At 67.9% G+C, this 20,201-nt stretch carries 19 protein-coding genes and 1 pseudogene; 14 read left to right on the forward strand and 6 right to left on the reverse strand.

Annotated elements, in window-relative coordinates:
• The first annotated feature begins 105 nt into the window (after positions 1-105).
• From GGR03_RS09835 to mmsB, 4 genes are all read left to right on the forward strand, one after another.
• Positions 106-408: a hypothetical protein gene (locus GGR03_RS09835; RefSeq protein ID WP_183207476.1), complete on the forward strand. Its 303-nt coding sequence runs from the start codon at positions 106-108 to the stop codon at positions 406-408.
• Between the two features lie 141 nt (positions 409-549).
• Positions 550-1,692, forward strand: a complete 1,143-nt coding sequence (locus tag GGR03_RS09840; protein WP_183207478.1) for an acyl-CoA dehydrogenase family protein — start codon at positions 550-552, stop codon at positions 1,690-1,692.
• Positions 1,689-2,759, forward strand: a complete 1,071-nt coding sequence (locus GGR03_RS09845; RefSeq protein ID WP_183207480.1) for an enoyl-CoA hydratase/isomerase family protein — start codon at positions 1,689-1,691, stop codon at positions 2,757-2,759. The genes GGR03_RS09840 and GGR03_RS09845 overlap by 4 nt, the downstream gene beginning before the upstream one ends.
• Positions 2,756-3,616: a 3-hydroxyisobutyrate dehydrogenase gene (gene mmsB, locus GGR03_RS09850; RefSeq protein WP_183207482.1), complete on the forward strand. Its 861-nt coding sequence runs from the start codon at positions 2,756-2,758 to the stop codon at positions 3,614-3,616. The genes GGR03_RS09845 and mmsB overlap by 4 nt, the downstream gene beginning before the upstream one ends.
• A 9-nt stretch (positions 3,617-3,625) precedes the next feature.
• Here the strand turns inward: mmsB and GGR03_RS09855 are convergent, their stop codons facing one another.
• On the reverse strand, positions 3,626-6,133 hold the full coding sequence (locus tag GGR03_RS09855) for a heavy metal translocating P-type ATPase (protein WP_183207485.1): 2,508 nt from the start codon (positions 6,131-6,133) through the stop codon (positions 3,626-3,628).
• Positions 6,134-6,294: 161 nt separating this feature from the next.
• On the opposite strand from GGR03_RS09855, the gene GGR03_RS09860 reads away from it, so the two are divergent.
• The 9 genes and pseudogenes from GGR03_RS09860 (at position 6,295) to GGR03_RS09900 (ending at position 13,998) form a co-directional block, all read left to right on the forward strand.
• The gene (locus tag GGR03_RS09860; protein ID WP_183207487.1) at positions 6,295-7,656 is read left to right on the forward strand and encodes an ethanolamine ammonia-lyase subunit EutB; all 1,362 of its coding nucleotides are present in this window, start codon (positions 6,295-6,297) and stop codon (positions 7,654-7,656) included.
• Positions 7,653-8,447 carry an ethanolamine ammonia-lyase subunit EutC gene (gene eutC, locus GGR03_RS09865; protein WP_183207489.1) on the forward strand — a complete coding sequence of 265 codons (795 nt, stop codon included), beginning with the start codon at positions 7,653-7,655 and terminating at the stop codon, positions 8,445-8,447. Before GGR03_RS09860 ends, eutC begins: the two co-directional genes overlap by 4 nt.
• A 102-nt stretch (positions 8,448-8,549) precedes the next feature.
• Positions 8,550-10,064 (forward strand): annotated as a pseudogene (locus GGR03_RS09870) (amino acid permease).
• A 123-nt stretch (positions 10,065-10,187) separates the two neighbouring features.
• Complete coding sequence (locus GGR03_RS09875) at positions 10,188-11,168, forward strand: aldo/keto reductase (RefSeq protein ID WP_183207491.1); 981 nt, start codon at positions 10,188-10,190, stop codon at positions 11,166-11,168.
• 117 nt (positions 11,169-11,285) lie between these two features.
• The gene (locus tag GGR03_RS09880; RefSeq protein WP_183207493.1) at positions 11,286-11,666 is read left to right on the forward strand and encodes an AtpZ/AtpI family protein; all 381 of its coding nucleotides are present in this window, start codon (positions 11,286-11,288) and stop codon (positions 11,664-11,666) included.
• Between the two features lie 100 nt (positions 11,667-11,766).
• The gene (locus GGR03_RS09885; RefSeq protein WP_418885019.1) at positions 11,767-12,531 is read left to right on the forward strand and encodes a F0F1 ATP synthase subunit A; all 765 of its coding nucleotides are present in this window, start codon (positions 11,767-11,769) and stop codon (positions 12,529-12,531) included.
• 76 nt (positions 12,532-12,607) lie between these two features.
• Positions 12,608-12,835, forward strand: a complete 228-nt coding sequence (locus GGR03_RS09890) for a F0F1 ATP synthase subunit C (protein ID WP_163042766.1) — start codon at positions 12,608-12,610, stop codon at positions 12,833-12,835.
• Positions 12,836-12,905: 70 nt separating this feature from the next.
• The gene (locus tag GGR03_RS09895; protein ID WP_183207498.1) at positions 12,906-13,511 is read left to right on the forward strand and encodes a F0F1 ATP synthase subunit B; all 606 of its coding nucleotides are present in this window, start codon (positions 12,906-12,908) and stop codon (positions 13,509-13,511) included.
• A 10-nt stretch (positions 13,512-13,521) separates the two neighbouring features.
• On the forward strand, positions 13,522-13,998 hold the full coding sequence (locus tag GGR03_RS09900; protein ID WP_183208001.1) for a F0F1 ATP synthase subunit B: 477 nt from the start codon (positions 13,522-13,524) through the stop codon (positions 13,996-13,998).
• Positions 13,999-14,150: 152 nt separating this feature from the next.
• On the opposite strand, the gene GGR03_RS09905 is transcribed toward GGR03_RS09900, so the two are convergent.
• Together GGR03_RS09905 and GGR03_RS09910 are read right to left on the reverse strand one after the other, a co-directional pair.
• On the reverse strand, positions 14,151-14,849 hold the full coding sequence (locus GGR03_RS09905; RefSeq protein WP_246367789.1) for a ribonuclease HII: 699 nt from the start codon (positions 14,847-14,849) through the stop codon (positions 14,151-14,153).
• Between the two features lie 105 nt (positions 14,850-14,954).
• Complete coding sequence (locus tag GGR03_RS09910) at positions 14,955-16,112, reverse strand: PA0069 family radical SAM protein (protein WP_183207500.1); 1,158 nt, start codon at positions 16,110-16,112, stop codon at positions 14,955-14,957.
• 121 nt (positions 16,113-16,233) lie between these two features.
• Between GGR03_RS09910 and GGR03_RS09915 the strand changes: the two genes are divergently transcribed.
• Positions 16,234-16,770 (forward strand): glycosyltransferase family protein, encoded by a 537-nt coding sequence (locus GGR03_RS09915; RefSeq protein WP_183207502.1) that lies wholly within the window; start codon positions 16,234-16,236, stop codon positions 16,768-16,770.
• 12 nt (positions 16,771-16,782) lie between these two features.
• Here the strand turns inward: GGR03_RS09915 and moaB are convergent, their stop codons facing one another.
• From moaB to GGR03_RS09930, 3 genes are read right to left on the reverse strand one after another with little or no spacing between them, the layout of a single operon-like run.
• Complete coding sequence (gene moaB, locus GGR03_RS09920) at positions 16,783-17,328, reverse strand: molybdenum cofactor biosynthesis protein B (protein WP_183207504.1); 546 nt, start codon at positions 17,326-17,328, stop codon at positions 16,783-16,785.
• Positions 17,325-18,227: a 4-(cytidine 5'-diphospho)-2-C-methyl-D-erythritol kinase gene (locus GGR03_RS09925; protein WP_183207506.1), complete on the reverse strand. Its 903-nt coding sequence runs from the start codon at positions 18,225-18,227 to the stop codon at positions 17,325-17,327. Before GGR03_RS09925 ends, moaB begins: the two co-directional genes overlap by 4 nt.
• A gap of 15 nt (positions 18,228-18,242) precedes the next feature.
• Positions 18,243-20,090, reverse strand: a complete 1,848-nt coding sequence (locus GGR03_RS09930) for a tetratricopeptide repeat protein (RefSeq protein ID WP_183207508.1) — start codon at positions 20,088-20,090, stop codon at positions 18,243-18,245.
• Between the last annotated feature and the right edge of the window lie 111 nt (positions 20,091-20,201).

Below are 20,201 nucleotides of genomic sequence, written 5' to 3' on the forward strand. Positions count from 1 at the left end.
GAGCCATCGGTTGCAAATCCTTGCCGAATTGTGTCGGCCATGTGGGAACCAAGGAATACAATCCTCGTTAACCTCCTATCGACACCAGTTTGACGGAGGTACGACTTGGTTCAGAACCTGAAGCCGCGCGCACGCATGCTGGGAGTAACGAACACCATCGCCGAAGTCAGCGAGATTCTCAGTGTCGACATCGTCAAGGGCGAGCTGGTCGTCAGCGACAGCGACGGCGAGCGTCGGACCATTACCGTCCGGGACAGCTTCTTCATGCGGTCCATCCCGCAGCCCGGCAACTTCCTGGTCCGCTATGCCGACGGCCACATCTCGCATTGCAGCCGTCGCCGCGCCGTGATCGCCAACGCCAATATCACCGTGCCGTCGACCCCGGTCCCGACCGCCGCCACCGCCTGAGCCTCGCCGATAACCCGAGGCTTGGCGCTCGCCGGACCTTGCCCCGGCCACCAGCCGCCTCCCGTAGCGATCGCGGCGCTTGATGCGCTGCGCCGAGCGTCCTAGACCTTCGAGGATAGGCGGACGCTTGGGAGGGCGCGCGTGGACTTCTCGCTCACCGACGAACAGCAGCAGATCTTCACGATGGCGCGGGATTTCGCTGTCGAGAAGATGGCGCCGAATGCGGCCCGCTGGGAGGAAGAGAAAGCCCTACCACGCGACGTGCTGGCCGAACTCGCCGATCTGGGCATGGCTGCGATCTGTGTCCGCGACGACTACGGTTCAGGCCTGTCCCGCCTCGACGCGGCGCTGATCTTCGAGGCCCTGTCCTACGGCGATCCCTCCGTTTCGGCCTTCCTGTCGATCCACAACATGGTCGCCTGGCTGGTGGACAGCTACGGCACCGAGGAGCAGCGCGCGAGCTGGCTCCCGAAGCTCGTCTCGATGCAGGCCGTCGGCAGCTACTGCCTCACCGAGCCGGGGTCCGGCTCGGATGCCGCCGCACTTCGCACCACCGCCAAGGCCGACAGCGACGACTACGTGCTCGACGGCACCAAGAGCTTCATCTCCGGCGCCGGCTTTTCCGACCTCTACGTGGTGATTGCCCGCACCGGAGGGACAGGGCCGAAGGGCATCTCCGCGATCCTCGTCGAGAACGGCACGCCGGGCATGAGTTTCGGCGCGCCGGAAAAGAAGATGGGCTGGATCGCCCAGCCCACCGCCGAAGTGCGGTTCGAGGCTTGCCGGGTGCCGCGCTGCAGTCTTCTTGGCGAGGAGGGTAGGGGCTTCACCTACGCGATGGCCGGGCTCGACGGCGGTCGGCTGAACATCGCCGCCTGTGCGCTCGGGGCGGCGCAGGCCTGCCTCGACAAGTCGGTCGCCTACATGAAGGACCGCACCGCCTTCGGCAAAAGCCTCACCGAATTCCAGGCGCTGCAGTTCCGGCTCGCCGACATGGAGACCGAGCTGCAGGCAGCGCGCATCTTCCTGCGACAGGCGGCCTGGAAGCTCGACACCAGGGCGCCGGACGCCACCAAGCACTGCGCCATGGCCAAGCGCTTCGTCACCGATGCGAGCTTCGAGGTCGCCAACATGGCCCTGCAGCTGCATGGCGGCTACGGCTACCTCGCCGACTACGGCATCGAGAAGATCGTCCGCGACCTGCGGGTGCACCAGATCCTCGAAGGCACCAACGAGATCATGCGGGTGATCACGGCGCGCGCGCTGCTGGCGGAGCATTCATGAGCGCTGCAACGGGCGAGGTGCTGATCCGGATCGAGGGCCGGGCCGGGCGCATTACGCTCAACCGGCCGCAGGCGCTCAACGCCCTGACCCATGGCATGGTGGTGGCGATCGAGGCCGCCTTGCGTGCCTGGGCAAGCGATGGTCGTGTCGCACTCGTGGTCATCGATGCGGCTGGCGACCGCGCCTTCTGCGCCGGCGGCGACGTCGCCGGACTCTACAGGCGCGGGCTGGCCGGCGATCTCGATGCGGGCCGGCGCTTCTGGGCCGAGGAATATCGTCTCAACCGGCTGATCCACCATTACCCCAAGCCCTTCGTCGCGCTGATGGACGGCATCGTCATGGGCGGAGGCGTCGGAATGTCCGCCCACGGCAGCCACCGGATCGTCACCGAGCGCTCGATGGTCGCGATGCCCGAATGCGCCGTCGGCCTTGTGCCGGACGTGGGGGTCTCGCTGATCCTCGCCGCGGCGCCGGGGCATCTCGGGGAATATCTTGGCCTCACCGGTTTTCGCATGGGCGCCGCGGACGCGATCCTCGCGGGCTTCGCCGATCTCGCCGTGGCCTCGGACCGGCTGCCGGAACTCGTGGCGCGCCTCGTCGAGATCGGCGATCCGGGCGTGACCGAGATCTACGCGGTGACTCCTGCCGACGCTGGCGTGCTCGCTAGACGACGCGCGGCCATCGACCGCTTCTTCGCTGCGACCGACGCGGCGACGATCGTCGCGGGGCTCGCGGCCGACGGCAGCGACTTCGCCTCCGAGACGCTGGCCGCGATCCGCAAGGGCTCGCCGCTCTCCGTAGCGGCAACGCTGGCGATCATCCGGGCGGTGCGGCAGGACCCGACCATCGAGAACGCGCTCCGCCACGAATACCGTTTCACCTTCCGCAGCCAGGAATATGGCGACCTGCAGGAGGGCATCCGCGCCGCGGTGATCGACAAGGACCGGGCCCCGCAATGGCCGGTTGCACGCATCGAGGACCTGCCGGCGGACAGTCTCGCGGCGATGCTGGCGCCGCTCGGCGTTGCGGAACTCACATTCGAAGACAACGGGGAGGAACAGCCATGAGGATCGGTTTCGTCGGTCTCGGCAACATGGGCGCACCGATGGCCGCCAATCTGGCGAAGGCAGGGCACGCGGTCACGGGCTACGATCCGGCCGGGGTGACGGTGGAGGGCGTCTCAGTCGCCGAGACGATGGAAGGCGCGGTGCGGGGCCAGGCGGCGGTGATCACCATGTTGCCGAACGGCGAAATCGTGCGGGCCGTTCATTCCGACATCGCAAGGCTGGCGGAGCCGGGGACGCTGCTGGTCGACTGCTCCACCGTCGATGTCGACAGCGCCCGCGCTGTCCACGGCATTGCGCATGACATCGGGCTCCTCTCGCTCGATGCCCCGGTTTCCGGCGGCACCGGCGGCGCGGCGGCCGGCACGCTGACCTTCATGGTCGGCGGCAGCGAGGAAGCCTTCGCAAAGGCAAAGCCGCTCTTCGAGATCATGGGCCAGAAGGCGGTTCTCTGCGGCGAAGCGGGCGCCGGCCAGGCCGCGAAGATCTGCAACAACATGATCCTCGGCATCTCGATGATCGGCGTCTGCGAGGCCTTCCATCTCGCTGACAGGCTGGGCCTCGACCGGCAGGCAATGTTCGACGTCGCCTCCACCTCGTCCGGCTCGTGCTGGTCGCTCAACACCTATTGCCCGGCGCCCGGTGTCGGACCGAAGAGCCCGGCCGACAACGGCTACAGGCCGGGCTTTGCCGCCGAATTGATGCTGAAGGATCTGAATTTGTCGCAGGAGGCCGCCGAGGTCGCGGGCGCTGAGACCGAACTCGGCCGCCACGCCCGCGACATCTACGCCCGTTTCGTCGAGGCGGGCGGAAAGGGGCGGGACTTTTCCGCCATTCTGGAGAAGCTGTCGGCGCGGTAGCTCAGCTGCTTAAAGCTTCACCGTCCGCAGCCGCAGCGCATTGCCGATCACCGAGATGGAGGACAGGCTCATCGCGGCCGCTGCCAGCATGGGCGACAGCAGCAGGCCGAACACCGGATAGAGGATGCCCGCGGCGATCGGCACGCCGGCCGTGTTGTAGACGAAGGCGAAGAACAGGTTCTGCCGTATGTTGCGGATCGTCGCCTGCGCCAGCCGGCGGGCGCGGACGATACCGTTCAGGTCACCCTTCACCAGCGTGATCCCGGCACTCTCCACCGCCACGTCGGCGCCGGTGCCCATCGCGATGCCGACATCGGCGGCAGCCAGCGCCGGGGCATCGTTGACACCGTCGCCGGCCACCGCGACCTTGGCGCCGGACGCGCGCAGCTCTTCCACCAGCGCTTGCTTCGCCTCCGGCGACAGCCCTGCCCGTACCTCGTCGATGCCGAGCGTCCGGGCGACCGCCTGCGCAGTTCGCTCGTTGTCGCCGGTGGCCATGACGATGCGCATGCCGCTCTCGTGCAGCGCCCGGATCGCCGCCTCGGTAGTCGGCTTGATCGTGTCGGACACGGCCAGAAGGCCCGCCGCACGGCCGTCGATGGCGACGAACATCACCGTCTTGCCGTCGGTCTCCATCTCGCGGGCAGCGCCATCGAGCGTCGAGCCATCGATGCCTTCCGCTTCCAGCATGGCGCGGTTGCCGAGCACCACCGGGGCACCGCCGACGGTGCCCCGGACGCCCTTGCCGGTGACTGCCTCGAAATCCGCTGCGTCGTGCAGCGTCGCGCCTCGTTCGCGGGCGCCCGCCACGATCGCCTCGGCCAGCGGATGCTCCGAGCCACGTTCGAGGCTGGCGGCTGCCGACAGGAATGCCGGCTCGTCGCCGTCGGTGGCCACCACGTCGGTAAGGCGCGGCCGGCCTTCCGTCAGCGTTCCGGTCTTGTCGATCACCAGCGTGTCGATTCCGGCGAAGCGCTCCAGCGCCTCGGCGTCCTTGATCAGCACGCCCGCCGATGCGCCGCGCCCGGTCGCCGTCATGATCGACATCGGCGTCGCAAGGCCCAGCGCGCAGGGGCAGGCGATGATCAGCACCGAGACGGCGGCGATCAGCGCATGGACCATGGCGGGTGGCGGCCCGACCAGCACCCACATGGCGAAGGCGATGATCGCGACGAGGACGACCGCCGGGACGAAATAGCCGGCGACGCGATCGGCGAGGCCCTGGATCGGCGCGCGCGAGCGCTGCGCCGTCGCCACCATCGCGACGATGCGCGACAGGGTGGTCTCCGCGCCGACGGCCTCCGCCGTCATCACGAAGGAGCCGGTGCGGTTGAGCGTTCCGCCGGTGACCGTATCGCCGACACTCTTCTCGACAGGCACCGGCTCTCCGGTGATCATCGATTCGTCCACCGCCGAACGGCCTTCGGCGACCGTGCCATCAACCGGCACGGCTTCGCCCGGGCGCACTCGCAGTCGGTCGCCACTGGCGACCGTGTCGAGCGGCACGTCCTCCTCGCTGCCGTCGACGCCTAATCGGCGCGCGGTCTTCGGCGCGAGGTCCATCAGCGCGCGGATCGCCGAGCCGGTGCGCTCGCGCGCCTTGAGCTCCAGCACCTGGCCGACGAAGATCAGCGCGACGATCACCGCCGCCGCCTCGAAATAGACCGGCACGACGCCTTCGTGCCCCATGCCGTCCATCGCCATCCCGGTGCGGAACGAGGCGGGGAACAGGCCCGGAAAGAACGTCGCAACGACGCTGTAGCCATAGGCCGCGCCTACGCCGAGCGAGATCAGCGTCCACATATTGGGCGAGCGGTTGACGACCGACGCCCAGCCCCGCTTGAAGAACGGCAGCGCCGCCCACAGCACCACGGGGGTCGCCAGCAGGAACTCGGCATAGACGGCGGTCTGCTCGCCGAGCCATTCGCGGATCGGCAGCCCGACCATCGGCCCCATGGTCAGGATCAGCAGCGGGATGGCGCAGACGGCGCTCACCCAGAGCCGGCGGGTGAAGTCGACCAGCTCCGGATTGGGGCCTTCCTCGCCGGTGGGCACGCCCATCGGCTCCAGCGCCATGCCGCATTTCGGGCAGTCGCCGGGCCCGTCCTGGACGATCTCCGGATGCATCGGGCAGGTGTATTGCGTGCCGGCGGGGGCCGGGGCGGGCGCCGGACGGTCGCCCAGATATTGCTCCGGCGCGGCCTCGAATCGCTCCTGGCAGCCTTCCGAGCAGAAATAGAAACGCTCGCCGTGGTGCTTGGCCATGTGACGGGCGCTGGCCCGGTCGACATCCATGCCGCACACCGGATCCGTCGCGGTGAGATAGTCGTCGGGCGCCGCCGCGAATTTGCCGCGGCAACTCTCGGAGCAGAAGTGGAAGACCCGGCCGTCATGATCGAGACGCGGCTTGCCGGCGGTGGGGTCCACGGTCATCCCGCACACGGGGTCGCGAACCGGCGCGGGCTCCTGCGTACCCGCCCCACAGGCCGAGTGATCGTGCGTCTTCGCCATTGTCATGTCTGCGATCCTTGCGCTCCCCCGGCAGATGGGGCTTCCCGTCACTGGAAGGTCAAGGCCCGTAGATGCGGGGGGAGCTGCCCGGAAATTGACCGGACGCGGCTAATGCCTTCAGATGCGCCAGATCGGGCCGAGAGCCTGCGCATAGTCGGAGGAAGACGATGTCCGGCGAAGACCTCAAGAATTTGCTGGCGAAAGCCTCCCCCGCACGGTCCGGAGACTTCCTCGCCGGCATCGCCGCGGCGAGCCGGCAGGAGCGGGTCAAGGCGCAGCGGCTTCTGGCGGACACGACCCTCGGCGCGATACTGGAATCACCGCTGATCGACCCGGAAGCCGACGACGTCTCGGCGCTGATCCTGCGCCAGCACGATTCCGAGGCGTTCCGACCGATCGCCGGCTGGTCGGTCGGCGAGATGCGCGAGTGGTTGCTGTCGGAGGCGGCGACGCCCCCCGCCATCGCCGCGCTGAAATGGGCGCTGACCCCGGAGATGGTCGCGGCGGTCGCCAAGATCTGCCGCAATCAGGATCTCATCGCGATCGCGCGCAAGCGGCCCGTCGTCACCGCGTTCCGCACGACGGTGGGACTGCCCGGCCGCTTGTCGGTCCGCATCCAGCCCAACCATCCGACCGACGACCCGCGCGGCGTCGCGGCCTCGATCGTCGACGGACTCGCCTTCGGCTGCGGCGACGCGGTGATCGGCATCAACCCGGCGACCGACAGCCCGTCGGCCATGCGCCGCCTGCTCGATCTGATCGAGGAACTGCGCCTGCGGCTCGGCTGCCCGGTGCAGTCCTGCGTCCTTGCCCATGTCACGACGGCGATCGACGCGATGAACCGTGCCGCGCCCGTCGACCTGGTCTTCCAGTCGGTGGCAGGCTCTCAGAAGGCCAACGCCTCCTTCGGCATCTCCATTGCGATGCTCAAGGAAGCACACGAGGCGGCCCGCGGGCTGAAGCGCGGCACGGTCGGCGACAACGTCATGTATTTCGAGACCGGGCAGGGCTCGGCGCTTTCTGCCGACGCCCATCACGGCATCGACCAGCAGACGATGGAGGCGCGGGCCTATGCGGTGGCCCGCGAGTTCGATCCGCTGCTGGTCAACACCGTCGTCGGCTTCATCGGGCCGGAATATCTCTACGACGGCAAGGAGATCATCCGCGCCGGGCTAGAGGACCATTTCTGCGGCAAGCTGCTCGGCGTGCCGATGGGCGTCGACGTCTGCTACACCAACCACGCCGAAGCCGACCAGGACGACATGGACAACCTGCTGACGCTGCTCGCCGTCGCCGGGGTCAATTTCGTCATGGGCGTGCCCGGCTCCGACGACGTCATGCTGAACTACCAGTCGACCTCCTATCACGATGCGGCCTATGTCCGCCGCGCCCTCGGCCTGCGCCCGTCGCCGGAATTCGAGGCGTGGCTTGCGGATGCCGGGATCTTCGACCAAAACGGTTTCCTCAAGCCCTCCGACGGATCGCTGATGCTGGCCGCCAGGGCGCACCTGCTGGAGGCCGCCGAGTGAGCGACGAACTCGAGCCTGGGCAGGGCGCGCCTCATCCGCTGGCACGGCTGCGGCGTCACACCGACGCCCGCATCGCCCTCGGCCGCTTTGGCGCCGGGCTGCCGACCGCGGCGCATCTGGATTTCGCCGAGGCCCACGCTGCGGCCCGCGACGCGGTCCATGCCGAATTCGACGTCGCGGGCGTCGAGGCGGCGCTGGCCGCGTCCGGGCATCCCACGCTCCGCGTCGCCAGCCAGGCGCCGGACCGGACGACCTATCTGCGACGCCCGGATCTAGGGCGGCTGATGGCGCCGGAACCCGCTGCCCTGCTTCGCCAGGCGCCCGGCCCGCACGATCTGGTGCTCATCGTCGCCGACGGCCTGTCGGCCTTCGCCGCCAACAGCTACGGCGCCACTGTCGCCGCCGGCATCCTCGATCGACTACCGGACGACTGGGCCGTCGCGCCGGTCGTTATCGCCAGCCATGCGCGCGTCGCTTTGTCCGACCCCATCGGCGAAGCGCTCGGCGCTCGGATCGCGCTGATGCTGGTCGGCGAGCGGCCGGGCCTGTCGGCGGCCGATAGTCTTGGCGCCTACCTGACCTTCGGTCCGCGGCCCGGGCGCAGCGACGCCGATCGCAACTGCGTCTCCAACATCCGCGATCGCGGCTTCACCCCGGCGGCGGCGGTGGAGAAACTCGTCGATCTGCTCCGGCGGTCGCACGCACTCGGGCTCTCTGGCGTCGGCCTGAAGGACGACGGCGACGACCGGCTCACCGACGCCGCGAAAACGGCAAATCTCCTCCCCGGATGAAGAAGTGCACAGCCATTGTGCGAATGGCGAACTGCCCAGATTGACGCCATAACGATTCGGTGATCGTATCGCTGCGGGAGGCTTCATCGGGGATCTGCTGCCATGCTGTCCGAACGCAAAGCCATTTCGTACCAGACCGCTGATGCGGCCTATTTCGACAAGCGAAGCCTCAAGTAATACGCCGGGGTCTGGTCGCTGTGGGCGCTCGGTGTCGGCGCGGTGATCTCCGGCCACTATTCCGGCTGGAATCTCGGCCTCGCCTCCGGCGGCTGGGGCGGCATGTTCATCGCCACCATCCTCATCGCCATCATGTATCTGGGGCTGACCTTCTCCATCGCCGAGATGTCGCCCGCCCTGCCGCACACCGGCGCCGCCTATTCCTTCGCCCGCACCGCGATGGGCCGCTGGGGCGGCTTCATCACCGGTCTCTGCGAGAACGTCGAATACGTGCTGACGCCGGCGGTGATCGTGTTCTTCATCGGCTCGTATCTCACCGGCATCTTCGAGACGCCAGCCGCCTTCCAGCCGGTCTGGTGGATCGTCGGCTACGTGCTATTCGTCGGCCTCAACGTCGTCGGCGTCGAATTGTCCTTCAAGGTGACCGTCGTCGTTACGCTGATGGCGCTCGCCGTGCTCGTGATCTTCTGGATTTCGGCGATTCCGAATATCGACTTCGCAGCCAACGCCCTCGACATCGCACCCGGCGGCGGCCTGCTGGAGGGCGGCAACGGACCCTTCCTACCATTCGGCCTGACCGGCGCCCTGACCGCGCTGCCCTTTGCGGTCTGGCTGTTCCTCGCCATCGAGCAACTGCCGCTCGCGGCCGAGGAATCGGTCGACCCGAAGCGGGACATGCCGAAGGGGATCCTTCTCGGCATGCTGACGCTGATCGTCTCCGCCTTCATGATCCTCTTCCTCAACCCCTCTCTGCCCGGCGTCGGCTCCTACGAATTGGGCTCCTCGGGCGAACCATTGCTCGCCGGCTTCAGCGCGATCTACGGCAGCGGCATCGCCAAGCTGCTCGCGTTCGTCGCGATCATCGGGCTGATCGCCTCCTTCCACACGATCATCTTCGCGCAAGGCCGGCAGATCTACTCGCTGTCGCGGGCGGGCTACTTTCCGCGGGCGCTGTCCTTGACCCACGACCAACGCAAGACGCCGTATCTCGCCATGGTGGTCGGGGCCTCGGTCGGCCTCTCCATCATGCTGGTGCTGTTCGTCGGTCTCGGCGCCGACGCCGGCTCGGCGATCATCGGCGGGACGCTGCTCAACATGGCGGTGTTCGGCGCCATGTGCTCCTACATCGCCCAGGCGATCTCCTTCATCCTCCTGCGCCGCAACCACGCCGACATCGGCCGACCATATCGCAGCCCCTTCGGCATACCGGGGGCGGTCGCGACGATCGTCATCGCGATGGTCACGCTGGCCTTCCAGCTTTCCGACCCGACCTATCGCGCCGGCGTCATCGGCGTGGCGATCTGGTTCGCTGTCGGCATCGCCTATTTCGCGCTGGTCGGCCGGCACCGCCTGATCCTTTCGCCGGAAGAGGAGTTCGCCATCGAACAGGCCGAGCGCCTGAAGGGCGGGGCTGCGCCCGTCGGGGGCGTCGCCATCTGAGGGAGGCTTCACGAAGGGCGGCGACCAGCGCGCCGCCTTTCCCTCCCGCCGCATCTCACTATCTTGCCCTGCCGCGCGTGCGGCGCTGACCCCGCGTGCTTCAACGACGCGAGGATTGCCGCCATGAAGACGATCAAGCTCGGCCGAACCGGCCTCGACGTGACGCCCATCTGCCTCGGCTGTATGAGCTACGGCGTGCCGGAAGCCGGCACGCATCCCTGGTCGATGCCGGAGGAGGAGAGCCGGCCCTTCATCCGGCGGGCGATCGAGCTCGGCATCAATTTCTTCGATACCGCCAACGCCTATTCGGCTGGCACCAGCGAGGAGATCGTCGGCAGGGCGCTGAAGGATTTCGGCCGGCGCGACGAACTGGTCATCGCCACCAAGGTGTTCAACCGCATGCATGACGGGCCGAACGGGGCAGGCCTGTCGCGCAAGGCGATCATGAGCGAGATCAACAACAGCCTGAAGCGGCTCGGCACCGACTATGTCGACCTCTACCAGATCCACCGCTGGGACTACGGCACGCCGATCGAGGAGACGCTCGAGGCGCTGCACGACGTGGTGAAGGCGGGCAAGGCCCGCTATATCGGCGCGTCCTCGATGTATGCCTGGCAGTTCGCCAAGGCCCTGCACCTGTCCGACAGGCACGGCTGGGCCCGCTTCGTGACCATGCAGAACCACCTCAACCTGCTCTATCGCGAGGAAGAGCGCGAGATGCTGCCGCTCTGCCGTGACGAGGGGATTGCGGTGATCCCGTGGTCGCCGCTGGCGCGCGGTCGGCTGACCCGGCCGTGGGGCGAGGCGACCAACCGCACGGAGACCGACGAGGTCGGCAAGGCGCTCTACAAGGCGCATGAAGAGGCCGACAAGGGCGTGATCGAGGCAGTCGGCGAGATCGCCGCTTCGCGCGGGGTGCCGCGCGCCCAGGTGGCGCTCGCCTGGGTGCGGCAGAAGCCCGGCGTCACCGCGCCCATCGTCGGCGCAACCAGGATGCAGCATCTCGACGATGCCGTGGCCGCACTCGGGGTCGAGCTGACCGGGGAGGAAATCGCAGCGCTGGAAGCGCCCTATCTCCCGCGCCCGGTAGCCGGTTTTCGCTGAGCTCGCCCCGGTATCGGGCCGGCCGCAATGAAGCGTGCGTGATTGACGGCAAACCAGCATGGTGCCTAGCGTCGCTCCGGCTCACCCGCCATGGGTGAAGAGGCGAGGCGAGTGACGATGGCCGACAATCCCAACGACCCCGATCCGACGCTTCTGCCGGTGGACGATGCGGCGCTGGCCGCCCGTCGGGAGGCGCTGGCGAGGCGAATCGCCGAGCAGCGCAAGCGGCTTCCGGAGAACCGCGAGGCGCCTGATCGGTCCCAGGGAATGCAGGGCATCGCGCAGGGATTGAAGATAGCCAGCGAATTTGTCGCGGGCATCCTGGTCGGCACGGCGATCGGCTATCTGATCGACACGCTGGCCGGCACCTCGCCGTTCGGGCTCATCATCTTCCTGATGATCGGCTTCGCCGCAGGCGTCCTCAACGTCATCCGCGGGGCCTCCGCCAAAGGTCCGGCAGGAGGAATGCCGGGAGACGGGACCGGCAAGCCGGATTGAGCGCCTGCAGCAAAGTCTGCCGCGGGGTGTTGCGAAGCGGAGTTCGGGACGCTATTGGGCATGGCGGCCCTCGCCGGGTAGCGAATGTGACGAAGGACCACTGAGTTTGGCGACCAACCCGACCGATCCGATCCACCAGTTCGTGATTTCCAGCATCGTTCCGATCGAGATCGGCGGGCTCGATTTCTCGTTCACCAATTCCGCCCTGTTCATGGTGGTCACGGTCGCGCTGACGACGGCGCTGCTCTATTACTCGACCCGCGGCCGCGGCCTGGTGCCGAACCGCATGCAGTCGGTCACCGAGCTCTCCTATGAATTCATAGCGAACATGCTGCGCGATGCCGCCGGCTCCGGGGGGATGCGCTTCTTTCCCTTCGTGTTCTCGCTGTTCATGTTCATCCTGGTCGCCAACCTGCTCGGGATGGTGCCGTACTTCTTCACCGTGACCAGCCACCTGATCGTCACCTTCGCGCTTTCCCTCCTGGTGATCGGCGTCGTGGTGGTCTACGGGCTCAAGAAGAACGGCCTCGGCTTCTTCAAGCTGTTCGTGCCTTCCGGCGTACCGGCGATCCTCGTCCCGCTGGTGGTGATCATCGAGCTGGTGTCGTTCCTGTCCCGGCCGGTTTCGCTCTCGGTTCGTCTCTTCGCCAACATGCTGGCGGGCCACATCACGCTGAAAGTGTTCTCCGGCTTCATCGTGTCGATGACGGCCATGGGCGCCCTCGGCATCGGCGGTGCCATCCTGCCGCTCTTCATGACCGTCGCTCTGACGGCTCTCGAATTCCTGGTCGCCGCGTTGCAAGCCTACGTCTTCGCGGTCCTGACCTGCATGTATCTCAACGACGCGATCCATCCAGGCCACTAAGACGTCTCCAGGATAACCCAGGGGCGGCCGTCCAGCCGCCACATCAGCCGCAATCGAAATTTCAAAGGAGTTTGACATGGACGCGGAAGCAGCAAGATACATCGGTGCCGGCCTCGCATGCTTCGGCATGGCTGGAACCGCCCTCGGTCTCGGCAACATGTTCGCCGCCTACCTCTCGGGCGCACTGCGCAACCCGTCGGCCGCGGACGGCCAGTTCGGCCGCCTGATCTTCGGCTTCGCCGTCACGGAAGCGCTCGGCATCTTCTCGCTGCTGATCGCGCTTCTGCTGCTCTTCGCCGTCTGATCCAAGCAGCCACTGAAGACGAACCGGCCGGCGGCAGTTCCTGTCGCCGGTCCGTTTGCCGGAGCCCTCGATGTTCGTAAGCCAAGCCTTCGCGCAGACCGAATCGCCGGATGCCGTCGTCGTTCCGCCCGTAGATCCGGCGGCGCCGGTCACTGGCGAGGTCGTGCATGTCGAGGAAGGTCACGAGGGCGGCTTCCCGCCGTTCGAGACCGAATATTTCCCCTCGCAGCTGCTCTGGCTGGCGATCACTTTCGGCATTTTCTATCTCGTCCTGAAGAAGGTGATCCTGCCGCGGATCGCCGGAATCCTCGAAAACCGCCGCGATCGCATCGCCCTCGACCTCGAGGCTGCCGATCGCATGCGCGCCGACGCCGACGAGGCGCAGGCCGCCTACGAGCAGGAACTGACCGAAGCCCGCGACCGGGCTCACAAGATTGCGCTCGAAGCCAAGGAATCGGCCCGCGCCGATGCCGAGAGCGAGCGCAAGCGCATCGACGGCGAACTGGACGGCAAGCTCGGCGCCGCACAGGTCCGGATCGACGACATCAAGCGCGAGGCGCTGAAGGATGTTGGGGCCATCGCGGAGGACGCGACCGACGCGATCCTGCGTGAAGTCGCGCGCATCGATGCCCCGCGCGCGGAAATCGCTGGCGCGGTCAACGCGGTTCGGAGCTGACACGGCCATGATGGACAATTCATTCTGGGCCTTTGTCGGCCTCATCCTGTTCTTCGTCATCATCTGGTACGTCCGCGCGCCGCAGAAGGTCGGTAAGACCCTCGACGACCGCGCGGTGCGAATCCGCCAGGAGATCGAGGAAGCGCGCGAGCTGAAGGAAGAGGCCAAGCAGCAGCTGGCCGAATACCAGCGTCGCCGGCGCGAGGCCGAGGTCGAGGCACAGGACATTCTCGCCGCGGCCAAGCGCGAGGCAGCCCTGATGCTCGAGGATGCGCAGCGGCGCAACGAGGAATACATCACCCGGCGCACCGCCATGGCGGAGGCGAAGATCGCTCAGGCCGAGACCGATGCCATCGCCGAAGTCCGCGCCTCTGCGGTCGATCTCGCCGTCGAGGCTGCGGCGAAGATCCTCGCGGATCGCCAGGCGGCCGAGGGTGGCCGGTTCATCAACGAATCGATCGCCGCGGTCCGCAAGAACCTCAACTAAGGCGTCGGGCAGCGGTCGCTGCGTTCCGTTCCACCGCTGATTGAGGGCCGCCCAGAGGCGGCCCTTTTGCTTTGGGGGGCAGGTAAAGCAGGCGGTGGGCTATTGTGGCTGGCTTTTGCGAGCCGCCGCCTCGCCGGGACGTCTCGGCCGTTCTACTCGGCCGCGTCGAGCAGGTCCGGCCGAAGCGGCCTGAAGCTCATGCGATGCAGCGGCGTCGGCCCGAGCCGGGCGATGGCCGAGAGGTGCTCCGCCGTCGCGTAGCCGACATGGCGGGAGAAGCCGTACCCGGCATAGGTCGGGCAGGCGCGGTGCATCATCCGGTCGCGCGTGACCTTGGCGACGATCGACGCGGCTGCGATCGACAGGCTCAGCGCGTCCCCGCCGATGACCGCAGTCCCGGGGCAGCGCAGGCGCGGCGGAACGTCCCGCCCGTCGATCAAAACGTGGCATGGCGGGTCGCCGAGCGCGTGCAGCGCTCGCCGCATTGCCAGAAGTGTCGCGCCGCGAATGTTCAGGACATCGATCTCGCGGGCGCTGGCCGACGCGATGCCCACCCAGGCGCTCGCGACGATCTCGCCGAACAGCCGCTCGCGCTCGGCCCGCTCGAGCTTCTTGGAATCATCGAGGCCCTGCGGCAGCCGCGAGGGATCGAGGATGACCGCTGCCGCCACCACGGGGCCGGCGAGCGGGCCGCGACCGGCCTCGTCGATGCCGGCGACGCAGCGGGCACCGGAGCCCAGCAGCCGGTCCTCGCGCGTGAAGTCGGGCCCGACCGCCCTGGCGGCCTGTCCCTTGGAAGGAGCGGGAGAATCGGATGAACGGCGAGCCATGTTGCGGCAAGACTCGCGCATTCTCCGATTCTCCACAAGCCTCGCCGACCACGGGGTGAGGGATCGACGAGCCCTGGCCGGACCAGGGGTGGCGGTCCGGCCGAGACGTGGGGGCGAAGGCCCGGCCTAAAGCAGCGCCAGCTGCACGCCGGTTCCCCGCGGCGGCGTGAACAGATCGCAGCGCAGCTTGGTGCGCTCCTCGTTGAGGCCGAGGCGTCGCGCCGTCATCTCGAAGCGCCGCCGGATCTGGAAGGCGTAGGGTCCGGTGCCGCGCATCCGCTTGCCCCACTCGGCGTCGTAGTCCTTGCCGTCGCGCATCGAGCGCAGCAGCGACAGCACGTGCCGGTAGCGGTTGGGGTAGTGGCGCAGGAGCCATTCCTTGAACAGCGGCGACACTTCCAGCGGCAGGCGCAGCAGCACGTAGCCGATTTCCCGCGCGCCGGCCGACTGGGCCGAATCGAGAACCCTCTCGATCTCCGAATCAGTCAGCCCGGGAATGATCGGCGCCATCATCACCATGGCCGGAATGCCGGCCTCGGTGAGCGCCTTGACCGCCTCAAGGCGCTTGCCGGGCGTGGCAGCGCGCGGCTCCATCGTGCGCGCGAGGCTGCGGTCGAGCGTCGTCACCGACAGTGCCACCTTGGCGAGCCCCTTGGCCGCCATGCGCGACAGGATGTCGATGTCGCGCGTCACCAGCGCCGACTTCGTGACGATGCCGACGGGATGGTTCGCCGCCTCCAGCACCTCCAGGACCTCGCGCATGATCCGCCAGGTCTTCTCCACCGGCTGATACGGGTCGGTATTGGTGCCGATGGCGATCGAGCGGACCTCGTAGCCGGGCTTGGAGAGCTCGCGCTCCAGGAGCTCCGCCGCGTTCGGCTTGGCGAACAGCTTCGATTCGAAGTCGAGCCCGGGCGACATGCCCATATAGGCATGGGTCGGCCGGGCGAAGCAGTAGACGCAGCCATGCTCGCAGCCCCGGTAGGGGTTGATAGAGCGGTCGAACGAGATGTCCGGCGAGCTGTTGCGGGTGATGATCGTCTTCGGCGATTCGACCTGCACTTCGGTCTTGAACGGCGGCAGTTCCTCGAGACTCTTCCAGCCGTCGTCGAATGCAACGCGCGCGAACGGCTCGTAGCGCCCGCTCGGATTGATCCCGGCGCCACGGCCGCGCCGCCGCATCCGGTCGACCCTGAGGCCCGACCCGTCGATCAACTGGTTGGCGATCTCGACGCCGTTCGCCGAAGCGAACGCCGCGCGGTCCGCGTGGCTGACGTCCTGCATGGCCTGATCCTTCCGGTCCGAACCTCGGTGGACTGTGAACAAATACCTAATACCCAAGGGAGAACAATACAAGAACAAAATGGTTGCTGGCCAGGAATGCGGCGCTCGGCTATCGAGGGCGATGCTCACTGTGCTGATGGAATGCGGGGCGGACGATCAGGGCGTGGCGGCGACGCTGGCGACGCTGGTTCCCGGCGCCGTCGAGGGCGTTGTCCGCGAGGTAGTGCTGGTCGACCGGGAGATGTCGCCGGATAGCCGCAAGGTCGCCGACCACGCCGGCTGCCGCATCGTCGCGGCCGGGGATCTGCGTCAGGCGGTGGCGGCGGCGCGGGGCGAGTGGCTGCTACTGCTGGAGCCAGGTGCGCGGCTGCAGCCCGGCTGGATCGAGGCGGTGATCGAGCACGCTGACGCGGTCGCCCGCGGCAATGCCCGCAACCCGGCGGCGCGCTTCTCGCGGTCGCGGGCGGATCGCCCGAGCCTCTTCGGTCGGCTGCGCCAGTCGCGCAGTGCCCTCGTCGAAGGTTTTTTGATGCCGAAGCAGCAGGCCGTTGGACGCGCCCAAGCGGCTTCCAGCCTGGAAGCCATGGCCAAGGGCGTCGCGGTCGTCACGCTGCCGGCAGACATCCGCCCCGCCCCGCGTCAGCGCCGACGGAGCTGACCTCCCATCAAATCAGGTCGAACGGCCGCCCCGCCGAAGGTGCTCGTCGAGCCGCGGCATGATCTCGACGAAGTTGCAGGGCTTGTGCCGGTAGTCGAGCTGCGGCTCGAGGATGTGGTCCCACCCGTCGCGGCAGGCGCCGGGCGAACCCGGCAGGGCGAAGACGAAGGTCGCGTTGATCACGCCGCCGGTCGCCCGCGACTGGATCGTCGAGACGCCGATCTTGTCGTAGGAGATCCGGTGGAAGACCGTCGAGAAGCCCTCCATGCGCTTTTCGAACAGCGGCTCGAGCGCTTCCGGCGTCACGTCGCGGCCGGTGAAGCCCGTCCCGCCGGTGGTGATCACCACGTCCACATCGGTGCGGCTGCACCAATCCTGCACGACAGCCTGGATCGCGTCGACGTCGTCGGTGACGATCTGCCGGTCGGCGAGGCGGTGGCCATTGGCGGTGAGGCGCTCGACCAGCACCGCGCCCGAGCGGTCTTCTTCCAGGCTCCGGGTGTCGGAGACGGTCAGGATGGCGATCGCCAGGGGAATGAAGGCGCGTTCGTCGCTCATGCGGCAGTCAGCTCCGTGTCGGCAGGGTCCGAGACCCACCATGAGGGATAGGCTGCCTTGAGGCCACGCCCGGCCCGACGCAGCGATGAACGATCGGCGAACAGGCCGAACACCGTCGCGCCGGACCCTGACATACGGGCGAACAGGGCGCCCGTGGCGCGCAGTTCGGCCGTCACCCGGTCGATCCCCGGGGCGATCGTGATGGCGGGCGCGGCGAGGTCGTTGCGGGTCTCGCCAAGCCATTCCGCCAGCCCTACGGCATTCCGGAACCCTTCCGGCGGCAAAGGCGGCAGCTTCGGATTGTTCCGGCTGGCCAGGGCCCGGAATACCGCCGGCGTCGCCACCGCCACGCCGGGATTGACCAGGAGGATCGGCAGGTCCGGCAACGGCGCCAGCGCCTCGACATGCTCGCCAATGCCCGAGACGAGGGCAGGGCGGCCCGCCAGGCACATCGGCACGTCCGCACCGAGTGTTACTGCCTCTGCCGCGATCACGGCGCGTGCGGCCGGGCAGGCGTCCACAATGATACGAAGCAGTGCCGCCGCGTCCGCCGAGCCGCCGCCAATTCCCGCCGCCACGGGCAGGCGCTTGTCGAGACGGATAGCGAGCGGCGGCAGTGTCAGGCCCAGTGCGGCAATCCGATCCCGGGCGAAGGCGGTGGCCTGCAGGAGGATATTCCCGGCGCCGCCCGGTACAGAGGCGGCGAACCGGCCTTCGACGACTAGTGTGTCCGCGTCACCGCCCGGAGTCACCGACACCCGGTCGGCGACCCCCGCGACGAACGTCACGAGGCTCTCGATGAGATGATAGCCGTCGGGCCGCTGGCCGACGACATGCAGCGCAAGATTGACCTTGGCGGGCGCGTCGTCGGCCGCGTCGCGGATGGCAGCGGGAGTCAAGGCTCGCGCCGGAAGTCAGTCGGCCTCGGTGCCTGACTCCGGCGGCGTCGCGTTGGCGCGTGGGCCGCTGGGCGCCGACGCATCCTCCGCCGGCTCGGCCTGGCCGTCCGCCGAGCCGCCCTCGTCTGTCTCGGGCTGCAGGCCCTTTTCCAGCTTCACCTTGATGGCCTCGACCACGTTCGGCTCCGGTGCCGGTTCGCCGTTCAGTGCCCGCTCCCACTGGAACTCGGCCTCGCGCTTGCGCCCGACATGCCAGTAGGCGTCACCGAGATGGTCGTTGATCGTCGGATCCATCGGCGTGATCAGGACGGCGCGTTCCAGCTCGTCGACCGCTTCCTCGTACCGTCCGAGCCGGTAATAGGCCCAGCCGAGCGAGTCGATGATGTACCCGTCGTTCGGGCGCAGCGTCACCGCCTTCTTGATCATGTCCAGCCCCTCTTCGAGGTTCCGGTTCATGTCGACCCAGGAATAGCCGAGATAGTTCAGCACCGCCGGCTGGTTCGGCGAAAGCTCCAGGGACTTGCGGAAATCCGGTTCGGCCTTGTCCCACTGCTTCAGCCGCTCATGGGCGATGCCGCGCTGGTAATAGAGGTTCCAGCCGGCCGAATCCTCCGCTTCCGCCAGCCGCACCGCCTGGTCCAGCGCTTCGGCGGCGCCGGCATAGTCCTTGTCGGCGGCCAGCACGTCGGCGAGCGCCGTGTGCGCCTGGACGTCATCGGGATAATCCCGCACCGCGCGACGCAGATGCTCCTTGGCCTCGTCCTTGCGTTCGGCATACCAGAGGTCGAGTCCGATCTGCAGATCGGCGGTGCGCCGATAGGCCGAGCTCTCCGGGATTTCGCGATAATAGGAGATGGCGAGGTCGAGCCGCTCGGAGCGCTCGGCGATGCCCGCCAGAGCGGTGAGGAGCGCCGGGCTGCGGGGCTCGATCGCCCGTGCGAGCTGGAAATACAGCAGCGCCACCTGCTGGCCGTCGCCGCGATTGATCGCCTGGCCGAGGATGTACAGCGTCTCCGCCGCGCCGTCCTGGACGTCGGCGACCGCCGGCTCGATCATCTCGCCCTTCTCGATGCGCTGGCGCAGATGCAGCAGCGGATCGTAGCTGCCGACGAGTTCCAGTCCCTTGTCGACGGCTGCCAGCGCCGCATCGCTGTTGTTCGCGCGCATCTCCAGTCGGGCAAGCGCTTCGGCGGCCGCGAGATAGGCGTCGGGGGAGGTGCGGGCGAGTTCCTGATCGTCGACCACCTGGCCATAGGACCGCCGAGCGACGTCGACCCGCCCCGCCACCTCGGCGAGCAGCCCCTTCTCGTAGGCATTGAAGATCGCATACCACGGTGCGGAATCGAGCCCGTCGATGCGCGAGAGGGCGGAATCGACACGGCCGGCGCCAAGTTCCGCCCAGGCGGTCAGATGACCCAGCAGCAGTGCGTCGAGATCGCTCGGATTGACGATGTCGAGTTCGGCGATCGCCTTGTCGTAGTCACCCTTGCGGAGCGCATCGACGCCCAGCGTGATGCGGGCGACCTTGCTGGCTTCGGGGGTATCCCGGAGCTTCGCGGCGAGATCGATCCCCTCCTCGAACCGGCCATTGGCGAAGAACGCGAACATCGCGTCCTGCTGCAGCAGGTCGGAATCGGGGTCGATTGCCAGCGCCTGGCGGTAGAAATCGCTTGCCGCCTCGAGATCGCCCTCGAGTTGCGCCGCCTTGGCGGCCAGATAGGCGCCGGAAAGCGACTGCGCCTGGATGCCGATCGTCGCAGTGGCTGGCGGCTCGCTGGTGGACCCGGCGGCGAGGGCGCTGAGCGGGCTGCCTGCCAGGAGCAGGGCCGTCGTCAACAGAGAGAGAAGGCGCGTTGTCTGCACGTGAGATCCTCTTCCGGGCGGGCTTCGGCCGCGGGCCGCGCTCGACCCTCCGCCAAGTCGTTCCGGCTGGCCGGACGATTCGCCGAGGTGAGGTCAAGCCGCCCCATAATG

It is taken from the genome of Aurantimonas endophytica (assembly GCF_014196845.1).
GTDB lineage: Bacteria > Pseudomonadota > Alphaproteobacteria > Rhizobiales > Rhizobiaceae > Aurantimonas > Aurantimonas endophytica.